Origin of the sequence: Pseudomonas sp. RIT-PI-AD (genome assembly GCF_025642785.1) — a bacterium.
In the GTDB taxonomy this organism is placed as follows: Bacteria; Pseudomonadota; Gammaproteobacteria; order Pseudomonadales; family Pseudomonadaceae; genus Pseudomonas_T.
This window is the reverse complement of record NZ_JANZKU010000025.1, coordinates 20,219-37,201: the sequence shown is the minus strand read 5'-3', so window position 1 is coordinate 37,201 and position 16,983 is coordinate 20,219. Positions and strand designations below refer to the sequence as shown.

Below are 16,983 nucleotides of genomic sequence, written 5' to 3'. Positions count from 1 at the left end.
AACCCGCCCCCGGCGCCTCGGTCGAACCATGGCCGCCTGCGGCGGTGCCCTTATCCCGTTCTAGGAGTGAAACATGCGTAACCTGATCCTTGCCGCTGCGCTCGCCACCGCGAGTCTGTTCGGTGCCACTGTCCAAGCGGCTCCCATCGAGGCCGGTAAGCAGTATGTCGAACTCAAGAGCCCAGTTCCCGTGGCCCAGCCCGGCAAGATCGAAGTGGTCGAACTGTTCTGGTACGGCTGCCCGCACTGCTACGAATTCGAGCCGACGCTCAACCCCTGGGTCGAGAAACTGCCCGCCGACGTCAACTTCGTGCGAGTACCGGCGATGTTCGGCGGGGCCTGGGACATCCATGGCCAGACCTACATCACCCTCGACCTGATGCGCATCGAACCTAAGGTGCACAAGGCGATCTTCGACGCCATGCACGAACGCAAGCAGCCCCTGAACACGCCCCAGCAGATCGCCGACTTCCTCGTCCCGCTGGGCGTGGACAAGGACGCCTTCCTCAAGACCTTCGACTCCTTCGCGGTCAAGGGCCAGGTCGAGAAAGCCCGCAGCCTGGCCAAGGCCTACCAGATCACTGGCGTGCCGACCCTGGTGGTCAACGGCAAGTATCGCTTCGACCTGGGCTCCGCCGGCGGCCCGGACGGCGCGCTGGACGTGGCCAACCAGCTGATCGAAAAAGAACGCGCGGCCCACTGAGGCTGACCATGCTACGCCGCGGCGGTGGGGTGCGGATGCCGGGACTGCGTGATGCGCAGGTCAATCCGCATTGCGGCGAAGTCAGCCGCCTGCCGCCGGACGGACGCCTGCGGCTGTTGAGTTTCAACATCCAAGTCGGCATCAGCACCGCGCGCTACCACCATTACCTGACCCGCGGCTGGCAGCATCTGCTGCCGGCCGCGGGGCGGGCGACCAACCTGCAACGGATCGGCGCGCTGCTGGGCGACTACGACCTGGTGGCTTTGCAGGAAGCGGACGGCGGCAGCCTGCGTTCGGGCTTCGTCAATCAGGTCGAACACCTCGCCCGCCTGGGTGAGTTTCCCTACTGGTACCAGCAGCTCAACCGCAACCTCGGCCGCCTCGGCCAGCACAGCAACGGCCTGCTGAGCCGGCTGCAACCCACGCTTCTCGAAGACCATCCGCTTCCCGGTCCCTCCGGCCGGGGCGCCATCCTCCTGCGCCTCGGCGAAGGCGAGGACGCGTTGGTGGTGGTGATGATGCACCTGGCCCTCGGCGCCCGGGTACGAACCCGCCAGCTCGCCTACATCCGCGACCTGATCGGCGGCTATCGCCACCAGATCCTGATGGGCGACATGAATACCCATGCCACGGACCTGCTCGAACATTCCCCCTTGCGCGATCTCGGCCTGCTGGCGCCCCAGGTCGAAGCGACGTTCCCCAGCTGGCGGCCCCAGCGTTGCCTCGACCACATCCTGCTCAGCCCGGGGCTCACCCTGGAGCGCGTGCAGGTGCTCAGCCAGCCAATTTCCGACCACCTGCCGGTGGCCGTGGACATCCGCTTGCCGGATGCATTGAGCGGCGACCGGCTGCCTGTGCTACAAGGCTGATTCCGCTACCCGCCACCGGTTTTCGAACTTTCACCATGAGCGACGACGCCCAGCGCTGGAAAGATAAATACCTGACGAGCCTCGAAGAGCAGGAAAAGCTCGAGCGCCGCTGGGAGGCCCGTCTCGACTTGCTCAAACGCGGCCTGGTGCGCAGCTCGCTGGCAGCCGAGGGCAGCGACAAGGCGGTCGACCAGTGCATGCAGGAACTGCGCGAGACGATACGCGGCGACAAGATGGATGCCGGCCTGTCGGGGTTGATCCCGCGCCTGGAAAAGGCCGTGCTGGACTCCGAGCAGCGCCGCCAGCAACGCGCCGAGCAGAATGTCGCGGCGCTGAACAATCTGGCGGGGCAACTGCTCAAGCTGGACCTGCCGCGCGAGGTGCGCAAACCGCTCAAGCAGTTCGCCAAGCGGATCGACAGCCGCGCCAGCCAGGTCCGTGAAATCCCCGCCCTGCTCAGCGAGTTGAGCGACTTGCAGCAGAAGGCCCTGCAAGTGCTCGAGAGCGGCGAGGCCGAGCGTCCCGGTTTGCTCAGGCGACTCTTCGGCGCGGGGCGCGATGAGGACGCCGAGCCCGCCGACGACGGCGCGGCAGGACAGCCCGACGGCCCGGAGGCCGAAGCGGGCCGAGATGAGCCGGTCGAGCCGTCGCCCTTGTGGCCGATCCCGGCAGACCCCGTACCCTCCCAACCTGCACCTGCACCTGCACCTGCACCTGCACCTGCACCTGCACCTGCACCTGCACCTGCACCTGCACCTGCACCTGCACCTGCACCTGTAGCGGCCAGTGCGGACGTTCCCGCCGCAGCCACGCTGGCCCTCGGGGAGACGCCGGCCGCCACCGCCGAGCCACCGCGACCGGCCGCGGCGCGTCCGGGCAGGCCCGGCGCTGGGGCGTTCCCCACCCTGGACAGCCTGCCGCTGGCCGCCGCCGTGCTGACCGGCCAGGCGGACCCGGAATACGCCTTGCCTGCCCTGCCGGAGCCCGGCTACAGCGCGGTCGCGCCGCACGTCGCCAACAGCCTGTTGGGGCTGCTCAACGAACTGGACCTGCCCGAGCGCCACAAGCCCCAGGGTGAAGCCCTGCGTCAGCGCCTCCAGGGCGGCTTGAACTGGTACGAACTGGTGCCGGTGCTCGACGACGTGGCGGTGCTGGTGCTGGCGGTCACCGACAGCGACCAGCATGAGTTCGCCGGCTACCTCAAGCAGCTCAACGAGCGCCTGGCGGCCTTCCTCGGTTCCCTGACCTCCGCCCACGAGGGCTACACCGATTCGCTGAAAAGCGCGCGGGCGCTGGACCTGGAACTGCGCGAGCAGGTCAGCGGCCTGCAGAGCAGCGTGCTGGATGCCGGCGACCTGGAGAACCTCAAGCGTACCGTCGAGCAGCGCCTCGAGGGGTTGCTCACCACGGTGAACGAGTACCAGCGCCAGCGCGACCAGCACGAGCAGGAGGTCGGCACCCGCCTGCAAGGCATGGTCGAGCGGGTGGCGTCGATGGAACGCGAGGCCCAGGGGTTCCGCGAGCACCTGGAGGAGCAACGGCAGAAAGCCTTGTCCGACCCGCTGACCGGCCTGCCCAACCGCGCCGCCTGGAGCGAGCGACTGGAGCTGGAAGTGGCGCGCTGGCAACGCTATGGCGGCGACTTGCTGCTGGCGGTGATGGACATCGATCACTTCAAGCGGATCAACGACAACTATGGCCACTTGGCGGGCGACAAGGTGTTGAAGATCATCGCCGGCGAGTTGGCCAAGCGCACCCGCAAAACCGATTTCATCGCGCGCTTCGGCGGCGAGGAATTCGTCCTGCTGATCCCCGGCACGCCCCAGGAGGGCGGCATCCAGCTGCTGGAAACCCTGCGCCAGGCGGTGGCTGCCTGCCCGTTCCACTTCAAGGGCGAGCCGGTCACCATCACCCTTTCCGCCGGATTGGCCGCCTTCACCGCCGACGACGGCAGCGAAGCGGTGTTCGAGCGCGCCGACCAGGCGCTGTACCGCGCCAAGCGCGAGGGGCGCGATCGCCTGGAGCTCGGCTGAGTCCGCTCAGGCGGCTTCGCCGAGGTAGGGCCGCCAGGCGTCGGGAATCCGTTCCAGGCGCGGGTAGCGCATGGCGTCCAACTGCAACGGGGAGAGTTGGAAAGGCGTGTGGCGCAGTGCTACCGGCAGCGTGCGCAATTCCGGCAGCCACAGGCTGACATAGGTGGCGTCGGGATCGTAGCGACGTGCCTGGCGCAGCGCGTTGAACGCCTGCTGGCGCCGCGGATCGCTGGCCACCCCGGCGAGGTACGCCCAGTTCCCCCAGTTGCTCGCGTCCTCGTGGTCGATCAGGTGCTCGGCGAACCAGGCGGCGCCGTGCCGCCAGTCCTGCTGCAGGTCGCTCACCAGGTAGCTGGCGGCCACCTGCCGGCCGCGATGGGGCAGGTAACCGGTGGCGGCCAGTTCGCGCATGCAGGCATCCACCAACGGCATGCCGGTGCGGCCCTGGCACCAGCGGCTGTAGCGTTCGTCCACCTGGCGCGGGGCGCGGACGGTGGCCTTGACCCCGCCGGGGGCGAACAGGGCCTCGCCGTGCCGGCGCAACGCCCAGCGGAAGAAATCGCGCCAGAGCAGCGCGCTCCAGAAGGCCTGGGTCGATTCGCTGCGCCCGTGCTGTGCCTCGTAACGGCGCAGCTCGGCCACCACCCGGCGCGGCGAGAGGCTGCCATGGGCGAGCCAGGGCGAGAGTTTCGAGGAGGATTCGCGGCCCAGCCATTCCTGGCTGGCCTGGTAATCGCCCACGCCTTGGCCTTGCCAGAGGTAGTCGCGCAGGCGCGCCTGGGCGGCCGGCTCGCCGCCGGCGAAGGGGAAGCCGCTGTAGGCGAGGCCCTGGGGCTCGCCCAGGCCCAACTGGGCCAGTAGCGGTAAGGGCTGCAGCCAGTCTTCGCTGCCTTCCGGCAGCGCCGGCAGACGTTCCGGCGCCGACGGCGGCTGGAATACCTGGAGCCGCCGCTCGATCAGCGTGCGGAAGCGGCTGAAGGTCTGGGGCAGGCGGTTCGGTGCGCAAGGCAGCTCGTCGGCGCGCAGCAGGCCGTTGTCCGGCAGCAGGCGCAGCGGGATGTCCAAGGCCTGGCGAACCCGGGCGAGGCGTTGGAGTTCGTCCGGCACCAGCTCGTCCAGGGTCAGCACCTCGTCGAGGCCCAGGCTCGCCACCAGTTCGGGAATCAGTCGCTCGGCTTCGCCGTGCAGCACCAGCAGGCGCGAGTCGCGGCGGCGCAGCTCGCCATCCAGCGCCTGCAGGCTTTCCAGGAGGAACCCGGCGCGATGCACGCCCAGCGGGCGCGTGCCGAAAGGCGTGACCTGCAACCAGCGGGGATCGAGGATAAACACCGGCAGCACGCGGTCCGCCCCCAGCGCGGCCTGTACGGCGGGGTGATCGTCGAGTCGCAGGTCCTGTTTGAACCAGAGCAGCTGGCGGCGCATGGCGGGCTCTCCTGACGGATTCTTCTTCTGCCGTCAACCATAACCCGGCAGGCCACCGCGCTGTCAGGCTTTATCCGCGCAAGCGGGCGGACGGGCGTTTCCGCGCGTCGGCCGGTAGACTAACGGGATTTCGTTTTCCAGAGTGCGTTATGGACATCCTCGGCATCGCCGTACTGATCTTCCTGGTCACCGACCCCTTCGGCAACATCGCCATCTTCCTCGCGGCGCTCAAGGGCGTCGCCCCGGAGCGCCGGCTGAAGGTGGCCCTGCGCGAGCTGCTGTTCGCCCTGGCCCTGTTGCTGCTGTTCCTGACCTTCGGCGAGAAGATCCTCAGCGCCCTCAGCCTGTCCCGCGAGGCGATCTCCATCGCCGGCGGCATCATCCTGTTCATCATCGCCCTGCGGCTGATCTTCCCGACCCCGCAAGGCGTCCTCGGCGACCTGCCGGAAGGCGAGCCGATGCTGGTACCGCTGGCCACGCCGGCGGTGGCCGGGCCCTCGGCGCTGGCGGTGCTGATGACCCTGCGCAACACCCACCAGGGCGAGCTCTGGGAGCTGTACCTGGCGGTGCTGCTGGCTTGGGCGGGGACCGCGCTGATCCTGTTGCAGGCGGCGTTCCTGCAACGCTTCCTGGGGCCGCGCGGGTTGACCGCGATCGAGCGCCTGACCGGGATGCTGCTGATCATGCTGAGCATCGATATGCTCCTCGACAACCTGCAAAGCGTGCTGCACATCGCCCCATGAAAAGTTTCCTGTCCAGTCTGCTGCTGCTCCTGATCGCCGGTTGCGCCCAGCAGCCGCAGATCGACACCCGCTTCGTCTCCGCCAACCAGAACAGCCGGGTGCAGTACATCGTGCTGCACTACACCTCCACCGACTTCCTGCACTCCCTGGCGCTGCTCACCCACGGTGACGTCAGCGCCCATTACCTGATCGACGAAGACCCGCCGACGATCTATCGCCTGGTGGACGAGAACCGTCGCGCCTGGCACGCGGGGGAGAGCGAGTGGCAGGGCCGCACCTGGCTGAACGCCAGCAGCATCGGCATCGAGCTGGTCAACCGCGGTTACGAGGACATGGCGGACGGACGGGTCTGGTACCCCTTCGCCGAGGCCCAGATCGATGCGCTGATCGGCTTGCTCAAGGACCTGGTGAAGCGCCACCAGTTGCCCCTGGGAAGCATCATCGGGCACCTGGACATCGCCCCGCAGCGCAAGGTCGACCCGGGGCCGTTGTTTCCCTGGAAGCGCTTGGGCGAGGCGGGGCTGATTCCCTGGCCGGATGCCGGCGAGGTGGCGCGCAAGCAGGTGCTACTGGCGGCGGAGCTGCCGAACGTGCTCTGGTTCCAGCATCAACTGGCGATCCAGGGCTACGCGGTGGAGCAGAACGGCACCCTGGACCAAGCCACGCGCAATGTGCTGGCGGCGTTCCAGATGAAATACCGCCCGGCCCGCTACGATGGCGAGCCCGACGCGCAGACTGCGGCGCTGCTGCTGGTGCTGAACACCCGGAAGTGAGGCGTTCCCGCCCGCGCTTTCCGGCCTAGAGCGGCAGCGCCATGTAGAACTGCGCACCCTGGCCGGGGCGCGAGTAGACGCCGATGCGGCCGCCGTGCAACTGCACGATCTCCTTGCACAGCGCCAGGCCCAGGCCGGCGCCGCCCTTCTTGCTGCTGACCTGGACGAAGGGCTCGAAGATCCGCGCCTGCTGGCTGGTGGCGATGCCGTCGCCGTTGTCTTCCACGCTCATGATCACCCGGTCGCCATGGCGGCGGGCCTGCAAGCGGATGGTGCCGCCGTCGGGGGTATGCCGCAGGGCATTGCCCAGCAGGTTGTCGAAGACCCGTTCGATCTGTCCGCGATCGAGGTTCACCCGGGGTAACGGCTGGTGCAGGTCCATCTCGATGTGGATCGAGCGCTCGGTGGCCTGGCCGGCGAACCGGTCACGCACCTGCTCGAGCAGGGTGTCCAGGGCACAGGGCGCCATTTCCAGGGATTGCAGGCCGTTCTGGTAGCGAGAGAAATTCAGCAGGTCGGTGATCAGCCGCACCAGGCGCTGCATTTCCGCGTCCACCGTCACCAGCAGATCGGCTTCTCGGGATTCCTCCGGGTAGACCAGGCGCTCGCGGAGCAGGCCGAAGGCCATCTGCATGCCGGTGACCGGGGTGCGCAGCTCGTGGGAGGCGCGCAGCATGAATTCGTTGCGCACCCGCTCGAAGGCGCGCTGCTCGGTGACGTCGCGCAGCACCATCACCGCGCCGAGGGGCCGCCCTTCGCCGAGGTTGACCGGGGTCAGGCGCCAGCTCAACAGGCGGGTCTCGCCTTCCGCCTCGATGACCAGGTCGGGCGGCGCCTCGTCGATCAGCGCGCCGCCGAGGACCTGGCGGGTCAGGTCGTCCAGTTCCGGGTGGTCCAGGGCCAGGCCGAGCGGTTGGCCGAGGTGATCGTCGTTCCAGTTGAGCTGGCGCCGGGCCACCGGGTTGGCGTGTTCCACCTGGCCGAGGCGATCGAGGATGAGCAGGCCGTCGTCGATGCTGTCGAGCACCGCTTGCAGGCGTTTCTGCTCGGCCAGCAGCTTTTCCACGTTGACCGTCTTCAGTTCCCGCAGCGACTCCGCCATCAGCCCGAAGCGCCGGCTGAGCAGGTCCATCTCGTGCACTGGCGAGTCGGGCAGGCTGACCTGCAGGTCGCCCTTGCCGATCTGGTCGGCGGCCTTGGCCAGGGCTTCGATGGGGCCGCCGAAGCGGCGGGCGATGCCGTGGGCGGTGGCGAAGCCGATCAGCAGCACGGCGATCCCCATCACGCTGAGCAGGGTGGCGATCAGGAACGCGCGGTCGTGGTCGCGGGCCTCCGCCTCGGTGATGTTGTCCAGCGCCAGGCGATGCACCTCCAGCATGCTCTGCCGGAGGGTGTCGAAAGCCTGGCTCAGGTCATTGTCGCCCTGCAGGCTCCAGCGCGCCGCGCCGGGTTTCGCCAGCTCCGCGAGGAACGCCTCGTATTCCTCGGAAATGCGCTGGTAGCGCTGCCGTGTCGGTTCGTTCGGGGCCGTGGCGATGCCGTCGACCAGGGTCTTGCGGAAGTGCTCCTGGGACTGTTCCAGCGCCTGCGGCTGCGGGTTCCGCGCCATCAGGTTGACCAGTTGGTCGCCCAGTTGCTGGCGCAGGCTCTGGCTGATCTCGAAGGTGACGAAGTTGTAGCGGATCAACTGCTCCTGGGACTTGGCCATTTGCATGACGCTGATCAGGCCCAGCAGCAGCCCGAACAGCGCCACCGTGATCAGGGCCGAAATGCTCAGGAAAAGGCGAGTGCGCAGCGTCATCGGCAGCGCGATGGCGGCGCTCATAATCCGTACTGCTTACGTTTCCGATAGAGCGTCGAGGCGTCGATGCCCAGGGTCTTGGCGGCCTCGTCGAGGGTTTCGCTGGTGGCGATCACCGCCGCGATGTGGGCTTTCTCCAATTCCTCCAGGCTCAGGGACGCGCCGACGCGCGGGGTGTTGCTCTCGCTGGGGGCGCCGCCGAGGCCGAGGTGGCTGACTTCCACCAGCTCCTGCGGGCAGATGATGCTGGCGCGCTCGATCACGTTGCGCAGTTCGCGCACGTTGCCCGGCCAGCGGTAGCCGAGCAGCGCCTCGCGGGCGTTGTCGCTGAAGCCGCGTACCGGGCGCGCGTAGTCCTTGACGAAGCGGGCGAGGAAGCGCTCGGCCAGGTCGATCACGTCCTCCGGGCGCTCGCGCAGCGGCGGCAGCTTGAGGGTGATGACGTTGAGGCGATAGAGCAGGTCTTCGCGGAACTTGCCGGCGCGGACCATTTCCTCGAGGTTCAGGTTGGTCGCCGCGAGGATGCGCACGTCGGCGCGGCGGGTCACCGGGTCGCCGACGCGTTCGTATTCCTTGTCCTGGATGAAACGCAGCAGCTTGGGTTGCAGCGCCAGGGGGAAGTCGCCGATCTCGTCGAGGAACAGGGTGCCGCCGTCGGCCTGGCTGACCCGGCCCAGGGTGCTTTCCGAGGCGCCGGTGAAGGCGCCGCGGGTATGCCCGAAGAGTTCGCTCTCCATCAGTTCGGCGGACAGCGACGGGCAGTTGATGGTCACGCAGGCCTTCTTCGCCCGCTTGCTCCAGCCGTGGATCGCGCGCGACAGCTCGCCCTTGCCGGTGCCGGACTCGCCCAGGATGAGGATATTGGCGTCGGTCACCGCCACCTGCCGAGCGGTTTCCAGCACCGCCATCATCGCCGGGCTGTGGGAGTCCATGCCTTCGCCGGGCTTGCGCACTTCGCCTTCGAGCGCCTCCAGGCGGGCGGTCAGCTGGCGCACCTCCAGCTGCTTGGCCGCAGCCAGGCGCAACTGGTCGGGGCTGCAGGGTTTCACCAGGTAGTCGGCGGCGCCGGCCTGCATGGCGTCCACCGCGGTGTCGATGGCCGAGTGGGCGGTCACGATCACCACCCGCATCCAGGGGGCCTGCACACGCATCTGGGCCAGCACGTCCAGGCCGTTCTCCTCGCCCAGGCGCAGGTCGAGGAAGCACAGGTCGAACACCTGACGTTGCAACAGCGCCTCGGCCTGGGCCGCGCTACCGGCGGTGGCGACGGTGTAGCCCTCGTCCTCCAGGCAGTAGCGGAAGGTGCGGAGGATGGCGGATTCGTCGTCCACCAGCAGGATACGCCCCTGGTTTTCAGTGGCTGGTTGCATGTGCGGTGCTCCGTTTTCTAACTGTGACGATTAGTCAAACAAATATCGTGCAAGTTGCATGGTGCTTTTCCACCGATCTTGCAGGGTGCATGTAGCGCGACTTTCTGTTTGTAACCCAAATCATTGATTAATAAGGTAAAAATTAAACGCAAAAATCTGGCACAGGGCTTGCGATAGCTAGGCTAACGACCGGCGAGATGCCGGTTCGGCGGATCGCCGATGATCTCCGGCCTGGCCGGATTCCATTCGAAACGCTCGCCGCAATCGAGTACTGACACCGGATGAACGAAACCGGTCAATGCTTTTCACCCCTATCGGAGAATCACTATGTCCAGCACCACTTCGCAACTCAACGAACTGATCGAAATCACCCGCGACGGCCAGCGCTTCTACCAGCATGCCATCGACGAAGTGAAGAATCCGCAACTGCAGAGCCTGTTCCGCGACATGGCTCAAGCGAAAACCCAGGTCATCCAGGCCCTGGCCGTGAAGGTCGCCGCCAACCATGACGAGCCGGCCACCGGCGGTACCTTCACCGGCAAGCTGCGTCAGGTCTACGCCGACACCCGCGCCAGCATGTCCAGCGACGAAGACGCCACCTACGTGGCCCAGCTGGAAGAAGCCGAAGACCGCATCCTGCATGCCTTCGAGGACGCCTTGGAAAACTCCGATCCGGAAGTTCGCGCTCTGCTGGTCGCCGAGCTGCCCAAGGTTCGCGCTTGCCATGATCGCATGCGCAGCCTGAAACACGCGCAGTAATACCGAGCCGGGGCAGGGACGCCCCGATCCGCTCCGAGGGCTTTCTATTGGTTTTTACAGATTCTTTGTTTTCGTTCGAACGCGCCGATGCGCTGTGAGGTGCTCCATGAAAAGCCGTCGTATCAGCGAGCGTTCCATCTGGATCCTTCTGGTGATCGTCGCGCTGGTCAGCTTGGTGTTCGTGGAACACCGGTTGAATGGTCGCCTCAATGCCGTGCAACCGATGCAGCCCACGCTTCCGCCCGTATCGACGCCGTTCGTACCGGGCGAAAGCCAGGGCCGCGCCGAGCCCAAGTCGGCCGATGCCGACACGGTCGGGTCGTCCAGCCCGGTCGCCTGGGTTGCCAAGCCACGGCAGGACACCTGGGTGTTCTGAGGTTCGAAAAGATTTCCGGCCTGTCCCGACGCCTTGTCGGGCATCAAGGCCAAGGCGTTACCTATAAAACCGTTGAAGGAGATACATCATGCTGAGTTGGGCTCTGACTTTCCTGGTCATCGCAATCGTCGCCGGCGTCCTGGGCTTTGGTGGCATCGCAGGTACCGCGGCCGGTATCGCGAAAATCCTCTTCGTCCTGTTCCTGGTGCTCTTCGTACTGTCCTTCATCTTCGGCCGCCGTCGCGGGTAGTTGCGGATGAAATGGCGTACCGGCGGGCTCCTGCTGTTCGCCGCGTGGACGGCTGCACAGGCGAACGCTGCCAACGACGACGGGCAGTATCGACTGAACCAGTTGCTCGGCAGCGACGCCGAGTACCGCGCGACATGGCAGTCCCTGGTCAAGCGGGAGAGTCGTTTGCCCGATTGGGTGATGAACCTGTCGGGTACCGCCAGCCCGATGACCGCGGTCGACGACAAAGGCGACAAGTATCTGGTGGGCAGCCTGTGCGACACGCCGCATTGCGCTTCGCAGAAGCTCTATGTGGCGTTCAGTTGGGACAAGGACGAGGCCTACGCGCTCTACGTGCATATCCCGGAGGCCTTGCCCGCCGACAAGTCGCCCAGCAAGCACGCCGACTTCCGCTGGCTGGGCAAGCCCGACGAGAACGTCAAGCGCGTGCTCGACGAACGTCTCAAAGCCGATCCGGAGTGGTACTGAATCGGCTTGGAATCCAGGTCCCCGGTGGGGGACCCGACCAAGGGGCCGGGTTGTTCTGAATCCGTTCGGAGCGACCTAGGGGTACAGGGAGTACCTCCGCTGCGCGGGCCAGGTCAGGCACTGCTGTCGGGGTTGGCGAGCGCCAACCCCGATCGCAGCAGGGTCAGGGCGATTCCGTCCGACCTTCTTTTCAGCTCTTCCAGATCGATCGTTCGACCGATGGCTTTCCGGCCTAGTGCAGGCGTACCGCCAGCTTGGCGACATGGCTGCCCTGGAACCGCGCGATGGCCAGTTCTTTGTCGCTGGGCAGGCGCGAACCGTCGGCCCCCGCCAGGGTGGCGGCGCCATAGGGCGAGCCGCCGCGCGGTTCGCTGATGTCGGATAGCTCCGGGATGATGTAGGGCGTGCCCACGATCAACATGCCGTGGTGGGCCAGGGTGTTCCAGAACGAAGTGATGGTGGTCTCCGAACCCCCGCCGGTACCGGTGCTGGTGAACACGCTGCCGATCTTGCCGACCAGCTTGCCCTGGGCCCAGAGGCCGCCGGTCTGGTCGAGGAAGGTGCGCATCTGCCCGGTCATGTTGCCGAAGCGGGTCGGGCTGCCGAAGATGATCGCGTCGTAATCGGCCAGCTCTTGCGGCGTCGCCACGGGCGCGGCCTGGTCGAGCTTGGCGCCGGCCTGACGGGCGACGTCTTCCGGCATGGTCTCGGCCACTCGCTTGAGCGTCACCTCGACGCCCTCCACGCTGCGCGCGCCCTCGGCCACGGCCTGCGCCATGCGTTCGATATGGCCGTACATCGAGTAATACAGCACCAGGATCTTTTTCATCGGGAGTCTCCGGAGTCGAAGCAGTCGTCGAACGAGCGGCGGGAAGCGTTCGAAAGGGCTATTTTCCCGGCCGCCTTCCTCCGCCCCTGCGTCAGCGGGCGATGAGCGTTCGTCCCCCGCCGACGGCCTAAAGTTTCTTCCACCCCGGCTTCCTGGCGTGGGGCGGTGGGCGCCGCTATCATCCGGCCTCTCCGTTCGCGAGGTACCTTCATGCTCAACGGCTTGTGGCTGGGTTTTTTCGCCGTGGCGGCGATTTCCGCGCTGGTGCGCTGGATCGGCGGCGATCCCGGCGTCTGGGCGGCGATGGTGGAAAGCCTGTTCGCCATGGCCAAGCTGTCGGTGGAGGTGATGGTCCTGCTGTTCGGCACCCTCACGCTCTGGCTCGGCTTCCTGCGCATCGCCGAGCGTGCCGGCGTGGTGGACGTCATGGCGCGCCTGCTGGGCCCGCTGTTCTCGCGGCTGATGCCGGAGGTACCGCCCGGCCACCCCGCCCTCGGCCTGATCACGCTGAATTTCGCCGCCAACGGCCTGGGCCTGGACAACGCGGCCACGCCCATCGGACTGAAGGCCATGAAGGCCCTGCAGGAGCTCAACCCCCTCGGCCACACCGCGAGCAATGCGCAGATCCTGTTCCTGGTGCTGAACGCGTCCTCGCTGACCCTGCTGCCGGTATCGATCTTCATGTACCGCGCGCAACAGGGCGCCCACGACCCGACCCTGGTGTTCCTGCCGATCCTGCTGGCCACCAGCGTTTCCAGCCTGGTCGGCCTGTTGTCGGTGGCCTTCATGCAGCGCCTGCGCCTGTGGGACCCGCGGGTGCTGGCCTACCTGGTACCGGGCGCGCTGCTGCTCGGCGGCTTCATGGCGGTGCTCGCCGGGCTGTCCGCCACGGCCCTGGCGGCCTTGTCCTCGTTGCTGGGCAACCTGGTGCTGTTCGGCCTGATCTTGCTGTTCCTGCTTGCCGGCGCGCTGAGGAAAGTGCCGGTCTACGAAAGCTTCGTGGACGGCGCCAAGGAAGGCTTCGACGTGGCCAAGGGGTTGCTGCCCTATCTGATCGCCATGCTTTGCGCGGTGGGCGTGCTGCGTGCCTCGGGCGCCCTGGATCTGGGGCTCGACGCTATCCGCGCGCTGATCGAATGGTTCGGCTGGGACACGCGCTTCGTCGATGCCCTGCCCACCGCGCTGGTCAAGCCGTTCTCCGGCAGCGCGGCGCGGGCGATGCTGATCGAGACCATGCAGAGCCAGGGGGTCGACAGTTTCCCCGCGCTGGTCGCCGCCACCGTCCAGGGCAGCACGGAGACCACCTTCTACGTACTCGCCGTGTACTTCGGCGCGGTGGGTATCCAGCGCGGTCGCCACGCCGTCGGCTGCGCCCTGTTGGCGGACCTCGCCGGAGTCCTGGCGTCGATCGGGGTCTGCTACTGGTTCTTCGGCTGAGGCAGCGGCACGACGGCGGCGGCGTGGTCGTCGCTGGAGGCCGCGTCGTCGGCGGCTTCGTTCGGACCGCTGACATGGAAGCGCAGGGTGCCGATCATTTGCCCCGCCTCCGTGAGCACCTTCACCTGCCAGCGGCCCTCGGCGTCGTCGGGGAAGTTCTGCTTGTGGGTCCAGGCCCGATAGCCCGCCTTGCGCCCGCCGTGGATGTCCAGCGCGATGCGGTCGATCGGCTCGCCGTTGTGCCACCACTCGTGATAGATGCGCTCGTTCAACCCACGCGGGGCGTTGATCGCGGTGTAGGCGAACAGGCCTTGGGCGCGGAGCTGCGCGATGTCCAGGTCGTGCACGCTGTCGCCGGGGGTGCGGTTGCCGTCGTCCATCCGGGTGGTCACCGCGACCTCCGTCAGCCACAGGGTGGCCGGTGGCACCCAGACCCGCGCCAGCCAGCCGCCCAGGCCCAGCAACAGCGTCAGCCCGATCAACGCCAGGCCGCGCCAGCGACGCACGCGCATCACGCTGTAGAGGCTGGCGAACGACAACAGCACGGCGATGCCCAGGGCCAGCGGGTAACTCTGCGCGGTGCTCAGGTGCAGGATGATCGGCAAGGCGGTGAGCAGCACCGCGAACAGCGTCAGGGTATGGAAGGCCAGGTACAGCCAGCGCCGGTTGGCCAGGCGTTGGTGATACAGCGGGTCGATCACCGACACCAGCGCCGCCACCACCAGCAGCCCGGTGAACAGCGACTGCCCGCTGTTCCAGCTGGTCGTCACCAGGAAGAACGGCAGGACGAAGAACAGGCTTTCCTGGTGAATCAGTTGCGTGGCGAAACGCAGCAGCGGGGGCGGCAGCTCCCAGCCGCTCAGGCGCGCCACCAGGCGGCGAACCAGGCTTTCCAGCAGCAGGAGCAGCCAGCTCACCAGCATGATCGCGGCGATCAGGGTGGCCAGTCGCGCGCCCCGGTCCACCATGAAGAAACTCGCCACCCCGGAGACGAACCCATAGAGGGCGATGAGCCGCGGATAGCGCTCGATCAGCGCGAAGAGCGCCAGGGCGCGGGTTTTCCAGATCGACGGGGCGAGGGCGGAGGGGGTCATGATCGGCTGCGCGGCACTCTCTCGGGATAGGAACCTTTATGACAGGGACGCCGCGAGAACGGCCCCGTGAGTCGGCGCCGGGCAGACGAAAGGTCGATCCGCCAAGGCCTTGGCCGCCATTATGTGTCGCGCGTCGCCTAACGCGCAGTCGTCCTGCATGACCCTGCGCGGATCGACCGGCACGGAAGCGGAAACATGATCGAACGCACGTCCAGCCTGAATGGCCAGCCGGGGTAACCAAGGACTTGGCGCAGATCGTCGTGCCGGAATCATCGCTCAAGGCCTGCGGAAGGATCGCCGTGCAATGAAGAAGCTCGTCACCGCGGTCCTGGCGGTACTGGCCGCCCTGCTGCTGACCACCTTCTGGGCCCGCCATCCCGACCTGTTGCCCACGCCGCCCGCCTCCCTGGCCGCCTGGCTGAGCGAGGCCTATGGCACGCGAAGCGGCGAGCAGGTGGCCGACCTGGAGTTGCTGCTGATGTTCGCCGTGTCGCTGGTGCTGGTGGCGATCCTGACCTGGTTGGCGATTCGGCGGGCGACGCGTCGCCGCTGAAAGGGCTGGCCGCCGGTTGCGGTCCGCGCCGCCGTATCCGGCGATCCGGGGCCGACGCCCAAGTCGGCACCCGGTCCCAGGCGCACCCCCGAGGCAGCCTCAGCCGCGGTTCGCGCGTCGCAGCCGGGCGCGCAGGCCCAGCGCCAAGCCCATCAGGATCACCAGCGACAGCCCGCCGGCCAGCCCGTAGAGGCTGGTGAAGCCCAGCCAGGGCTTCTCGATGCGCAGGTAGCCGGGTCGTTCCAGCAGCCGCTGGATCGCCCGGTTGGCCTGGTCGAGGCTGACCGCGCCGAGGCGGGCCTTGTCGTCGCCGAAGCGGCCGTCCTCGAAGTCGCCGAGGGCGTACCAGTAATGATCGGCGAGGTCGCTGTCGCCCTGGATCGCCCAGGCCTGGCGGGCGACGGCGGCGGCCTTGAGGCGTTCGAAGGTGGCGGGGTCCAGACCATCCCGGCGCAGTTCGTCGAGCAATTCGGCCATGACCCGCTCGGCGCGGCCGACGTCGCCGCGCTCGAGGTCGGCGTTCAGGCTGATGAAGCTTTCCTCGCCGTAGGCCCTGCGCTCGCTCCAGGGGCCGTAGGACAGCCCGCGCTCGATGCGCAGGCGCCGGTACAGTGCCCACTCCAGGTAGTCGCGCAGCAGTTCCCAGGTCGGGTTGTCGGCGCTGTCCAGGGCAGGTTCGCGGAAGATCCAGTGCAGCTTGGCGCTTTCGCCGAACAGGCCCTGGCGCAGGGTCCGCCGCGGGGCAGCCTGGTGGCGCACGTGGGGCAGCGCGCGGCGCTCCATCTGCGGGCCTTCCACCAGGTCGCTGAAGCGCCGTTCGATGTGCGCGGGCAGCAAGGGGTCCAGGTCGCCCACCAGGATCAGGGTCATGTTGTTCGGCACGTACCAGTCGTGGCGCAGGGCCTCCAGGCGGTCGCGGCCGAGGCTGGCCACCTGCGGGCGCTCGGCGCAAGCCAGGCCGAGTTCGACCGCCAACTGCTGGTGGGCCTCGCGACCCACCAGGTCCTGGCGGTCGAGCCAGCGCTCCAGGTGCGAATAATGGCCGCCGCTCTCCCGCTGCACGATGCGCTTGACCTCGGCGACGTTGGCGTCGGTGAGGCGGGTGCGCTGGAGCACGTCGAGCAGCAGGTCGAGGGCCTGGCGCTGGCGCTCGGCGGGCGCCTCGATCAGGTAGGCGGTGTCGCTTTCGCCGGTGAAGGCGTTCCATTCGCCGCCGAGGGCCTGCATGCGGGTTTCCAGCTCGGCCTCGTCGCCGCCGTCCAGGCCGCTGAAGAACAGGTGTTCGAGGAGGTGCGGGAGTTCCTGGTCGGCGCAGGAGAAATCGTCGAAACCCACGCCCACCACCAGGCGGATCGACACGTGCCCGCGTTGCGCGGTCGGCTTGAGCAGCACCTGCAGACCGTTTTCCAGCAGATAGCCTTCCGCCTGGAGACGGTCTTCGGCATGCAGGGGAAGGGTCAGCAGGAGCAGCAGGCTAAGCAGATAACGCATGGGGTGCGGGCG

17 protein-coding genes are annotated in these 16,983 nt (G+C 67.4%); 11 read left to right on the top strand and 6 right to left on the bottom strand.

The genetic code is table 11. From position 1 onward, the window contains the following. Nucleotides 1–73 precede the first annotated feature (73 nt). Genes OGL92_RS18400 through OGL92_RS18390 form a run of 3 tightly spaced genes read left to right on the top strand, consistent with a single transcriptional unit; the run spans nt 74 to nt 3,605 of the window. Nucleotides 74–703 carry a thiol:disulfide interchange protein DsbA/DsbL gene (locus OGL92_RS18400; protein WP_263146357.1) on the top strand — a complete coding sequence of 210 codons (630 nt, stop codon included), beginning with the start codon at nt 74–76 and terminating at the stop codon, nt 701–703. 8 nt (nt 704–711) lie between these two features. After that, nucleotides 712–1,572 carry an endonuclease/exonuclease/phosphatase family protein gene (locus tag OGL92_RS18395; RefSeq protein WP_263146355.1) on the top strand — a complete coding sequence of 287 codons (861 nt, stop codon included), beginning with the start codon at nt 712–714 and terminating at the stop codon, nt 1,570–1,572. Nucleotides 1,573–1,607: 35 nt separating this feature from the next. After that, the gene (locus tag OGL92_RS18390; protein ID WP_263146352.1) at nt 1,608–3,605 is read left to right on the top strand and encodes a GGDEF domain-containing protein; all 1,998 of its coding nucleotides are present in this window, start codon (nt 1,608–1,610) and stop codon (nt 3,603–3,605) included. 6 nt (nt 3,606–3,611) lie between these two features. Here OGL92_RS18390 and OGL92_RS18385 read toward each other — a convergent pair whose 3' ends face one another. After that, the gene (locus tag OGL92_RS18385) at nt 3,612–5,027 is read right to left on the bottom strand and encodes a DASH family cryptochrome (RefSeq protein ID WP_263146351.1); all 1,416 of its coding nucleotides are present in this window, start codon (nt 5,025–5,027) and stop codon (nt 3,612–3,614) included. A gap of 149 nt (nt 5,028–5,176) precedes the next feature. Here OGL92_RS18385 and OGL92_RS18380 point away from each other — a divergent pair, with 149 nt between their 5' ends. Continuing rightward, entirely contained in the window at nt 5,177–5,770 is a 594-nt protein-coding gene (locus OGL92_RS18380) for a MarC family protein (RefSeq protein ID WP_263146349.1), read from the top strand. Continuing rightward, nucleotides 5,767–6,543 (top strand): N-acetylmuramoyl-L-alanine amidase, encoded by a 777-nt coding sequence (locus OGL92_RS18375; protein WP_263146347.1) that lies wholly within the window; start codon nt 5,767–5,769, stop codon nt 6,541–6,543. The genes OGL92_RS18380 and OGL92_RS18375 overlap by 4 nt, the downstream gene beginning before the upstream one ends. A gap of 25 nt (nt 6,544–6,568) precedes the next feature. On the opposite strand, the gene OGL92_RS18370 is transcribed toward OGL92_RS18375, so the two are convergent. Together OGL92_RS18370 and algB are read right to left on the bottom strand one after the other, a co-directional pair. Next, on the bottom strand, nt 6,569–8,356 hold the full coding sequence (locus tag OGL92_RS18370) for a KinB sensor domain-containing domain (protein ID WP_263146405.1): 1,788 nt from the start codon (nt 8,354–8,356) through the stop codon (nt 6,569–6,571). Nucleotides 8,357–8,364: 8 nt separating this feature from the next. Beyond that, complete coding sequence (gene algB, locus OGL92_RS18365) at nt 8,365–9,714, bottom strand: sigma-54-dependent response regulator transcription factor AlgB (RefSeq protein WP_263146346.1); 1,350 nt, start codon at nt 9,712–9,714, stop codon at nt 8,365–8,367. A 327-nt stretch (nt 9,715–10,041) separates the two neighbouring features. On the opposite strand from algB, the gene OGL92_RS18360 reads away from it, so the two are divergent. The 4 genes from OGL92_RS18360 (at nt 10,042) to OGL92_RS18345 (ending at nt 11,567) form a co-directional block, all read left to right on the top strand. After that, on the top strand, nt 10,042–10,473 hold the full coding sequence (locus OGL92_RS18360) for a PA2169 family four-helix-bundle protein (protein ID WP_263146345.1): 432 nt from the start codon (nt 10,042–10,044) through the stop codon (nt 10,471–10,473). A gap of 106 nt (nt 10,474–10,579) precedes the next feature. Further along, nucleotides 10,580–10,849 carry a hypothetical protein gene (locus OGL92_RS18355; RefSeq protein WP_263146342.1) on the top strand — a complete coding sequence of 90 codons (270 nt, stop codon included), beginning with the start codon at nt 10,580–10,582 and terminating at the stop codon, nt 10,847–10,849. Nucleotides 10,850–10,937: 88 nt separating this feature from the next. Beyond that, entirely contained in the window at nt 10,938–11,099 is a 162-nt protein-coding gene (locus tag OGL92_RS18350) for a DUF1328 domain-containing protein (RefSeq protein ID WP_143488357.1), read from the top strand. A gap of 6 nt (nt 11,100–11,105) precedes the next feature. Then, entirely contained in the window at nt 11,106–11,567 is a 462-nt protein-coding gene (locus OGL92_RS18345; protein WP_263146339.1) for an inhibitor of vertebrate lysozyme family protein, read from the top strand. Between the two features lie 232 nt (nt 11,568–11,799). On the opposite strand, the gene wrbA is transcribed toward OGL92_RS18345, so the two are convergent. Then, the gene (gene wrbA, locus OGL92_RS18340) at nt 11,800–12,396 is read right to left on the bottom strand and encodes an NAD(P)H:quinone oxidoreductase (protein ID WP_263146337.1); all 597 of its coding nucleotides are present in this window, start codon (nt 12,394–12,396) and stop codon (nt 11,800–11,802) included. 210 nt (nt 12,397–12,606) lie between these two features. On the opposite strand from wrbA, the gene OGL92_RS18335 reads away from it, so the two are divergent. Next, nucleotides 12,607–13,833 (top strand): spore maturation protein, encoded by a 1,227-nt coding sequence (locus tag OGL92_RS18335; RefSeq protein WP_263146334.1) that lies wholly within the window; start codon nt 12,607–12,609, stop codon nt 13,831–13,833. On the opposite strand, the gene OGL92_RS18330 is transcribed toward OGL92_RS18335, so the two are convergent. Next, nucleotides 13,815–14,927, bottom strand: a complete 1,113-nt coding sequence (locus OGL92_RS18330) for a DUF2914 domain-containing protein (RefSeq protein ID WP_263146332.1) — start codon at nt 14,925–14,927, stop codon at nt 13,815–13,817. The genes OGL92_RS18335 and OGL92_RS18330 overlap by 19 nt on opposite strands. A 304-nt stretch (nt 14,928–15,231) precedes the next feature. On the opposite strand from OGL92_RS18330, the gene OGL92_RS18325 reads away from it, so the two are divergent. Then, nucleotides 15,232–15,480: a hypothetical protein gene (locus OGL92_RS18325; protein ID WP_263146330.1), complete on the top strand. Its 249-nt coding sequence runs from the start codon at nt 15,232–15,234 to the stop codon at nt 15,478–15,480. Between the two features lie 99 nt (nt 15,481–15,579). On the opposite strand, the gene OGL92_RS18320 is transcribed toward OGL92_RS18325, so the two are convergent. Further along, nucleotides 15,580–16,971 (bottom strand): pitrilysin family protein, encoded by a 1,392-nt coding sequence (locus OGL92_RS18320; RefSeq protein WP_263146328.1) that lies wholly within the window; start codon nt 16,969–16,971, stop codon nt 15,580–15,582. Nucleotides 16,972–16,983: the final 12 nt, after the last annotated feature.